The organism is Bradyrhizobium sp. P5_C11_2, from assembly GCF_054049755.1.
Map to the genome: position 1 here is coordinate 1 of NZ_JBFULT010000348.1, position 8092 is coordinate 8092.

General features: G+C 66.6%; 10 protein-coding genes. 7 read left to right on the forward strand and 3 right to left on the reverse strand.

Annotated features, from left to right (window positions below; all coding sequences use genetic code 11):
* Both ACXJL8_RS26975 and ACXJL8_RS26980 read right to left on the reverse strand, forming a co-directional pair.
* Positions 1-539 (reverse strand): NrsF family protein (locus tag ACXJL8_RS26975; protein WP_456685895.1); only part of this gene is annotated, 539 nt, incomplete at its 3' end.
* A gap of 2 nt (positions 540-541) precedes the next feature.
* Positions 542-1087, reverse strand: a complete 546-nt coding sequence (locus ACXJL8_RS26980; RefSeq protein ID WP_456619131.1) for a sigma-70 family RNA polymerase sigma factor — start codon at positions 1085-1087, stop codon at positions 542-544.
* Between the two features lie 290 nt (positions 1088-1377).
* Here ACXJL8_RS26980 and ACXJL8_RS26985 point away from each other — a divergent pair, with 290 nt between their 5' ends.
* The 7 genes from ACXJL8_RS26985 to ACXJL8_RS27015 all read left to right on the forward strand — a co-directional run bounded on the left by ACXJL8_RS26985 (position 1378) and on the right by ACXJL8_RS27015 (position 7529).
* Positions 1378-2043, forward strand: coding sequence for a hypothetical protein (locus tag ACXJL8_RS26985; protein WP_456619132.1), 666 nt, complete (start codon positions 1378-1380; stop codon positions 2041-2043).
* A 126-nt stretch (positions 2044-2169) separates the two neighbouring features.
* Positions 2170-2949, forward strand: coding sequence for an enoyl-CoA hydratase (locus ACXJL8_RS26990; RefSeq protein WP_456619133.1), 780 nt, complete (start codon positions 2170-2172; stop codon positions 2947-2949).
* Positions 2950-3196: 247 nt separating this feature from the next.
* A complete protein-coding gene (locus ACXJL8_RS26995) occupies positions 3197-4594 on the forward strand; it encodes a TolC family outer membrane protein (RefSeq protein ID WP_456619134.1) in 1398 nt (465 codons plus the stop codon).
* Positions 4595-4697: 103 nt separating this feature from the next.
* Positions 4698-5666, forward strand: coding sequence for an alpha/beta fold hydrolase (locus ACXJL8_RS27000; RefSeq protein WP_456619135.1), 969 nt, complete (start codon positions 4698-4700; stop codon positions 5664-5666).
* Between the two features lie 34 nt (positions 5667-5700).
* Complete coding sequence (locus tag ACXJL8_RS27005; protein ID WP_456619136.1) at positions 5701-6120, forward strand: hypothetical protein; 420 nt, start codon at positions 5701-5703, stop codon at positions 6118-6120.
* Positions 6113-7213 carry a hypothetical protein gene (locus ACXJL8_RS27010; protein ID WP_456619137.1) on the forward strand — a complete coding sequence of 367 codons (1101 nt, stop codon included), beginning with the start codon at positions 6113-6115 and terminating at the stop codon, positions 7211-7213. The genes ACXJL8_RS27005 and ACXJL8_RS27010 overlap by 8 nt, the downstream gene beginning before the upstream one ends.
* Positions 7191-7529 (forward strand): hypothetical protein, encoded by a 339-nt coding sequence (locus ACXJL8_RS27015; protein WP_456619138.1) that lies wholly within the window; start codon positions 7191-7193, stop codon positions 7527-7529. The genes ACXJL8_RS27010 and ACXJL8_RS27015 overlap by 23 nt, the downstream gene beginning before the upstream one ends.
* 52 nt (positions 7530-7581) lie before the next feature.
* Here the strand turns inward: ACXJL8_RS27015 and ACXJL8_RS27020 are convergent.
* On the reverse strand, positions 7582-8092 hold a 511-nt coding region (locus tag ACXJL8_RS27020; protein WP_456685896.1), incomplete at its 5' end, for a D-arabinono-1,4-lactone oxidase.

Below are 8092 nucleotides of genomic sequence, written 5' to 3' on the forward strand. Positions count from 1 at the left end.
GTGCAGTGCGAGGCATAGAGCGTCGCGGCGAGCCCGGCCGACACCAGGCCGGCGAGCGCGCCGGCGAGCGCGGGGCGCGACGGCGCGCCGTGGCGCAGGCCGAACAGCGCGCCCGCAAGCAGCGGCAGCGACATCGCCGGGATCGCAAACAGGCACACCCTGGAGTTCCTGCCGACCATCCGCATCGTCATCGGCATCGCCGGAGCCATCATCATCTCGCCGCCGATCGCGACCGCAAGCAAGCCGACGGGAAGCAGCAGCAACCAGCCCCAGCCGCGCAAAAGCGCCTCGGGCCGCGACAGATGCAGGCTGACGATGATCGCGGGGATCGCGAGCGACAGGGTGACCGCAAACTTCATGTCGAAGAACGGATTGCCCATGGCGCTCATCACGTCGGGCCGCACGCCGAGGAAGGTCGCGAAGATCAGGATCGACAAGGGGGCGGCCACCAGCAGTGCCATGGTCAGCATGGCGCCGACGCGCGGGGCGCGGTGGGCGTTGTCGGCCGCGAGCGTGCGAATGAGTTGATCGGTATCCATGTTCAATGGTCCCGCAGTTTGGCGGTGAGCGCCGCAAGTCCGCGATGCAGCGCGACCCGCACCGCGCCCTCGCTCATCGAAAATCTCGCCGCCGTGTCCTTGATCGAGGCGGCCTCGACCGCGATCGACTGCAGCACGTCGCGCTGGCGCTGCGGCAAGGCGTCGAGCTGGCTGGCGACCTCGGCCGCGGAAGCCGTCTCCTGCGGCGCCTCACCCGGCAGCGTCTCGGCGAAGTCGTCGATGTTGACGAACACCCGCCGGCCCCGCCGCCTCAGCGCGTCGATCAGCTTGTTGCGGGCGATCGCAAACAGCCAGGGCGCGAAGGGCGCTTCGCTGTCCCATGTGTGCCGCTTCAGATGCACCGCCAACAGTATCTCCTGCACGATATCCTCGGCCTGATCGGGAGGCTGCCCGGCCCGCGCCAGGCCGCGCCTCGCGGCAGCGCGCAGCACCGGCGTGACCGCCTTCAACAGGCGATGATAGGCCGCATCATCGCCTGCCATGGCCGACCGCATCAGGCCGGTCCACTCATCCTCACGTCCGCGCACGCGCGCTCCTACACGGCAATTCGGCCGCTCTTTCAATTTGTTACGCCGGCGCCGCAGCGATCACGAAGTTGTGATCAAAACGCAGCCCGAAGACTCCGGTCCGGCCATAAAGCCCGGGAGGCTCATAACATCGATCGGTCCGACTCGCATCCGGTGGCTGCGGGCGCGGCCCCTGGTTTGCCCCGCTTTTGCCCGGTCTTGCCCGAAGATTCCCCTTTTTTGCCCCGCTGTCGTCATGCACCGGGGTCTCTGTTCGCTCCCGGGATGGCGCAATCGGGGAGATCGTCAACATGTTGAAAGCCAGCAGGCGTGCGGCATTGCTTCTTCTGGCCGCGGTATTCGTGCTGTTCGGGGGCGCTGCGCAGGCGGCGCCAAGCTCGGCCGCCAATTCGAAGACGGATGGCGCGACCAAGCAAGCGGAAACGGACAAGTCCGGCAAGCAGCGCCGCCACTATTCTCATCGTGGCAGCAGCAGCAAGACGGCGCAGAAATCCTCCGACGGCAAGGCGGACAAGGACGTGACGGCAAAGGCCGACGACGCCAAGGCCGCTAACGACGCGCCGGCCTCCAGCCAGATGCCGCCGGTAGTCGCCAATGCCAATGCGCAGCTCGCGGCCGCCGACACGGCGACCGCGGCGGCGGCCTCCGCGATGACCGGCCGCGCCAACGACAATTTGCAGGCCGCGGCCGATAATACCGCCACCTCCGGCGCCGAGAGCCAGGTGGTCGCGCCCGACCAGCTCAACGATATCGATCGCGCCGCCCTGCAACAGGACAATCCGTCCGCCCGGCCCGCGGTCGTTGCCGCAACCGACGCGCAGCCGCGGCCGGCGCCGGTGATGGCGAGCAGCCAGCAGAACTCGGCCTGGGACCAGAGCTCCCTGATCGGCAAGATCTTCATCGGCGTCGGCACGGTGCTGACGCTGGCCTCCGCCGCACGCATGTTCATGGCCTGATTGACGGCCTGACAACCAGTTCCCTCGGGGCGCGCGGCTCGCGCGTCCCTGCGGGGCGTTCGGCCCTCTTGAAGCCCACCGCGCCAGCGGGCAGATTGCCCGCTCAATCAAATGCGTGGGTGGAGCATGAGCACGTTCGAACACATCATCGTCGAAGGCAAAGGCGCGGTCGGCATCATCAAGCTGAACCGGCCGAAGATGCTCAATGCGCTCTCCTTCGGCGTCTTCCGCGAGATCGCGGCGGCCGTCGACGATCTGGAGGCCGATGACGCGATCGGCTGCATCGTCGTGACCGGCAGCGAGAAGGCCTTTGCCGCCGGCGCCGACATCAAGGAGATGCAGCCGAAGGGCTTCATCGACATGTTCTCCGAGGACTTTGCCGCGATCGGCGGCGACCGGATCGCGCGCTGCCGCAAGCCGACCATTGCCGCGGTCGCGGGCTATGCGCTTGGCGGCGGCTGCGAGCTCGCCATGATGTGCGATTTCATCATCGCCGCCGACACCGCCAAATTCGGCCAGCCCGAAATCACGCTCGGCACCATCCCGGGCATCGGCGGCACCCAGCGCCTGACGCGCGCGATCGGCAAGTCCAAGGCGATGGACCTCTGCCTCACCGGCCGCATGATGGATGCAGCCGAAGCCGAGCGAAGCGGCCTGGTCAGCCGCATCGTGCCCGCGGACACGCTCATGGACGAGGTGATGGCGGCGGCCGAGAAGATCGCCGCGATGTCGCGGCCCGCGGTCGCGATGGCCAAGGAAGCGGTCAACCGCGCCTTCGAGACCACGCTCGCCGAGGGCATGAGCGTCGAGCGCAACCTGTTCCACTCGACCTTCGCGCTGGAAGACCGCTCCGAGGGCATGGCCGCGTTCATCGAGAAGCGCAAGCCGGTGAACAAGAACCGGTGAGGCAAGCGCCCGCAAGACAAGCTGGCAGGACAAGCTGGTAAGGCTGCTGTAAGGCTCTGACGCCTCGCCGCAGCATTCCTGTGACGAAGCTGCAACAAGCACGGAATAGATGGGGGTTTTCCCCGCGGCAGTTTGCCTGCGGGACCCGCGCTGGTTAAACAGTTAAGAGGGCCACCGTCGGCGGGGGCGGACAGCCGGGATTTTGCGGGATTACATGATTGGGCGTGCCGCCAGAGCTGGCCGCGTGATGACGCGGTATCGATCGGGCGTGGGTCCTGTGTTGACGACATGGACCGCGCTGGCGCTCGCTTGCGCGCTGCCCGCTGCGGCATGGGCGGAAGCCCTGCCCGAGGCGCTGGCCAAGGCCTACCAGACCAACCCGCAGCTCAATGCCGAGCGTGCGCGGCAGCGCGCCACCGACGAGAACGTGCCGCAGGCGCTCGCCGGCTACCGGCCGCAGATCGTGGCAAGCCTCAGCGCCGGCCTGCAATCGGTGCGCAATCTGCTGCCCGACAACACCATCCAGACCGCGAATCTGAAGCCATGGATCATCGGCGTCACCGTGACGCAGACCCTGTTCAACGGCTTCCGCACCGCCAACAACGTGCGCGCCGCCGAGCTCCAGGTGCAGTCGGGCCGCGAGGCGCTGCGCAATGTCGGCCAGGGCGTGCTGCTCGACGCGGTGACCGCCTACACCAACGTGCTGGCCAACCAGTCGCTGGTCGAGGCGCAGCGCTCCAACGTCGCCTTCCTGCGCGAGACGCTTGCCGTGACCCAGCGCCGCCTCAACGCCGGCGACGTCACGCCGACCGACAGCGCCCAGGCCGAGGCGCGGCTCAGCCGCGGGCTTGCCGACCTCAATGCCGCCGAAGTCGCGCTCGCGGTGAGCCAGGCGACCTACGCCCAGGTGATCGGCAATGCCCCGTCGCAGCTTCGGCCCGCCGAGGTCGTCGACCGCTATCTGCCGAAGAGTCGCGACGATGCGCTGACCATGGCGATCCGCCAGCATCCGGCGGTGATGGCGGCAGGCTTCGACGTCGACGTCGCCTCCACCAACATCCGCGTCGCCGAAGGCGCGCTGCTGCCGAGCGCCAGCGTCCAGGGCAGCGCCAGCAAGAGCCGCAACAACGACCCGACGCTCGGGACCTTCGCCGAGGACCAGGCCTCGGTCGTCGCCAATGTCACCGTGCCGATCTATGACGGCGGCCAGGCGGCGGCGCAGACCCGGCAGGCCAAGGAAATCACGGCGCAGAGCCGGCTCGTGCTCGACCAGGTCCGCAACCAGGCGCGCACGGCGGCGACCAGCGCCTGGGTTGCCAATGAGGGCGCCAAGATCGCGGTCTCGGCCTCGGAGTCCGAGGTGAAGGCGGCAACGGTCGCGCTCCAGGGCGTGCAGCGCGAGGCCGCGGGCGGGCAGCGCACGACGGTCGACGTGCTGAACTCGCAGGCCGACCTGATCCAGGCCAAGGCCCGCCTGATCGGCGCGCTGCGCGACCGCGTCATCGCCTCCTACACGCTGCTCAGCGCCGTCGGCCATCTCGACGTCAAGACCTTGAGCCTGAACACGCCGGACTATCTGCCCGAGGTGCACTACCAGCAGGTCCGCGACGCCTGGCACGGCCTGCGCACGCCGTCGGGGCAGTGATTCATTAACTGCACCGGCAGCGCGTTGGTCCTTGCTACTGTCCCGCTGGTCAACCTCCGCTAGAGTGGCAGCCAGATATTCGCGTCGGTCTGCCGAGGACCATTTGATCGCCAAAATTCTTCGCGGCGCAGCCAAGCTGGGCCTTGTTGTCTTGTTGCTGATCGTCGCCGCGGTCGCTGCGTTTCGAATTGCGGCGGCGGCTCGTGAAACGGCTGGCCGCGGCGATCTCGCACCGTCGACCGGGCACCTGGTTGCAACGCGCTCCGGCGACGTCTTCGTGCAGGAGAAGGGACCGGCGACAGGCACGCCCGTCGTGCTGTTTCACGGCACCGCCGCCTGGAGCGAGTTGTGGCGGGCGACGACCGACGCGCTCGCAGCCGCCGGGTACCACGTCATCGCGTTGGACCTCCCGCCCTTTGGCTTCTCCGATCGTCCGGGCAACTACACGCGACAAGACCAGGCCGAACGGGTGAACGACGTGCTGGCGCGGCTCAACGCGCGGCCTGCCATCATCGTCGGCCATTCCTTCGGCGCAGGAGCTGCAACCGAGCTTGTGCTGCGCTTTCCGGATCGAGCCCGCGCGCTCGTGCTGGTCGATGCGGCGCTCGGGCTGACGGCCACGCCGTCGGATGCGCCGGCGCTGCTGCATCCAAAATGGCTGCGCGAAGTGCTGGTGTCGCTCACCGTCACCAATCCCTTCGCGACGAAGATGCTGCTGAAGTCGCTGATCGCGAAAAAGGATCGCGCGCTACCCGAATATGTCGAGATCCTCCAGCGCCCGCTCTCCCGGCAGAACAGCACATCCGACATTGCTGATTGGCTGTATTATTTCGTGGGCTCCGATCGCGCCGCCCAAAGCGCGGACCGCAGCGCCTATGCACGCCTGAAACAACCCGTCGCCATCCTCTGGGGCGAGCTGGATACGGTGACGCCGCTCGAACAGGGGCGCGATTTGAACGTGTTGCTGCCGCAGGCGCACTTAACCCTGCTACCCGGGCTCGGTCACATTCCGCAGATCGAGGATTCCCAAATCTTCAACGATACCCTGCTCAAGGCCCTCGCAACACTCTAGACTTGGCGAGATTCGAGACGCGACCGGAGGGACCATGGACATCATCAGATTGTGCGCCTTTGGCTACGCCGCGCTGCTCGGATTCGTGATCCTGACCGGCTACATCCCCGCCTTCATCGACCAGAACGACATGATCTTCGGCCTATTCCGCCGCACCTGGTATGCCGACGGCCTGCATCTCGTCTCCGCGCTCTGGGCGCTGACCGCGGCGCTGTCCTCGCGGCGCGCCTCCGAGCTGTTCTTCCAGCTGTTCGGCGCGTTCTATTTCGCCGACGGCGTGCTCGGCCTGCTCACCGGGAGCGGCTATCTCGACTTCGGCATCCTCATCAACGGCGTGCTCAACCTGCCGCTCGCAACGCGCATCTTCGCCAACGCGCCGCATCTGGGCCTGGGCGGCGTCGCCATCCTGATCGGCTTTCTGCTGGCACCGCGCACGCGCCCTGCCCATGCTTAAGCGCCTGCGCCGCATCGTCCTGGCGCTGATCGCGCTGATCGCCTTCGCGATCCTGGTGCCCCTCGCCTATATCGAGGGGACCTGCCAGCCCGCCGCGCAGGCGGCATCATCCGCAACAGCGCCGGTGGCGCTGCCACCGATCACGGAGAAGGGCTATCGCCGTCCGCCGGACAACACCTATTTCACCTTCCCGGAGTGGTACATCGTCTATTCCTTCGAGGACTTCGGCCGCTTCCTCGATCATTCCAGCGAAAGCCAGTTCGGCTATCTCCGCCACATCCTCGGCTTCTGGCAGAGCTTCTGCACCATCAACCGCGCCGTGCCGCCGGCCACGGAGTCCCGCTTCGACGTCAAGATGATGATCTACGTCATCGGGATCAGCTACTCCACCGAATACGCGATCAAGGGACTTTACGAAAACACGGTCGGCCGCGTCTTCGAATGGATCCGCGGCGACAGGCTGACGCCGCAGGATGAATATGCCCGTGCGGTGCTCCAGGACTACGCCGCCTTCCTCTACACCGTGCCCTGGTTCAAATATCCGTTCCGCGACAAGCTCGACGGTCTCGGGGCGATCCCGGCGCCGACGCCGAGCCGGCTGCGCACATGGGAGCGCGACTTCGCGCTCGGCAGCGAATATTTTCTCAAGATCGGCTATGCGCATGCGATCCAGTCCGCGCTCGACGCTGCCAATGACGACGAGCCGCGCGATATCATGTTCGTGGTGGCGACATTGCCGCCGGACGTGCTGGCGGCCGAGCCGCGCATCACACCGGTCCGTGCGCTGTCGGCGGATTGGCAGCTGGTGCAGGCGCCGCGCTACAAGGCGCTGACGGAAATCCTGGGCAAGCTTCTCGACGGCGGCCATCGCCTGGCCGAGATCGCCGGCAATCACGACATCCTCATCACCGTGATCGCGCCGAAGGATGCGAAGCTCGACATCGCCGATACCACGGCGCTGTTTTCGCTCGATCTCGATGCCAGGCCGGGCTTCCGCCGGGCCGGCCTCAGGGCTAGGATCGACCGCCTGGTCGAGATCAAGCGCGCGTTGACGGCGAAGGGAGTGAGCCTTGAGCACTTCTACGACTATTAGCCGAACAGGATTGCGGCCGCTCGGCAGGATCGCAATTGCGGTCACGCTCGTCGTCGCCGGCTGGCTCACACTCGTCGTCGTGCTCACCTTCGGCGCCTCGCCGGGCCGCTCGCTTGCCGTGATCGGCCCGCAGGCTGAGGCCATCGCCGCTGTCGCCAGGGCCAATGGCCGGGTGCTGGCGTCGAGCGGCTACGTTACGATCGCACGCTCCGATGCCGCCGACTTCGTCAGCCGGCTGTACACGGCGGGCGCCCTGCTCGTGCTCGATGCCGAGCAGGCCGGCGGCTGCAACGGGCTCGCGCCGAAGCGAAGCTGACGCCGCCGCCGGCTTGCTTCACCTCTCCCGCTTGCGGGAGAGGGAGCGCACCTTACGACGCGTATTTCTGGTACATCGTATTGGTGAACAGCCCGGCCGGATCGTATTTGCGCTTGGCGGCGAAGAAGTCGTCGATCTGCGGATAGGACTTCTTGAGCTGGTCGCGCGAGTAATAGAGCTGATACGGCAGGAAGAAGCGGCCCTGATTGGCGATGGTGAGGTCGATCAGCTCTTCTGTCGTCTTCTTCATGCGGCGGTTGCCCTCATCGTCCGTCGGCTGGTTGATGTAGAGCACCAGCGAGAACGCCGGCTCCGGCGCATAGGTCAGGAAGTTGTCCTCCTTGTGCACGATGCGGACCGAGGCGTTGAGCAAATTGGTGTTGTTGGCGAGCATGATCTTGCGCATGCCGTCGACGAAGGCCGTGAAGTTTTTGCGCGGGATGAAGTATTCGTGGAGGATGTCGGTTTCCTCCGGCAATGCGTTGCGCAGGTAGGGCACGGAATCGTGCATGGGATCGTTGCGGCTGACGAGGCAGGCTTCGCCCGAGGCGATCGCCTGCGCC

Bases quoted from the DNA above. Each gene is read 5' to 3' on its own strand.
- ACXJL8_RS26985 (WP_456619132.1), top strand. From the start codon at position 1,378: ATGTTGAAAGCCAGCAGGCGTGCGGCATTGCTTCTTCTGGCCGCGGTA.
- ACXJL8_RS26990 (WP_456619133.1), top strand. From the start codon at position 2,170: ATGAGCACGTTCGAACACATCATCGTCGAAGGCAAAGGCGCGGTCGGC.
- ACXJL8_RS26995 (WP_456619134.1), top strand. From the start codon at position 3,197: ATGACGCGGTATCGATCGGGCGTGGGTCCTGTGTTGACGACATGGACC.
- ACXJL8_RS27005 (WP_456619136.1), top strand. From the start codon at position 5,701: ATGGACATCATCAGATTGTGCGCCTTTGGCTACGCCGCGCTGCTCGGA.
- ACXJL8_RS27010 (WP_456619137.1), top strand. From the start codon at position 6,113: ATGCTTAAGCGCCTGCGCCGCATCGTCCTGGCGCTGATCGCGCTGATC.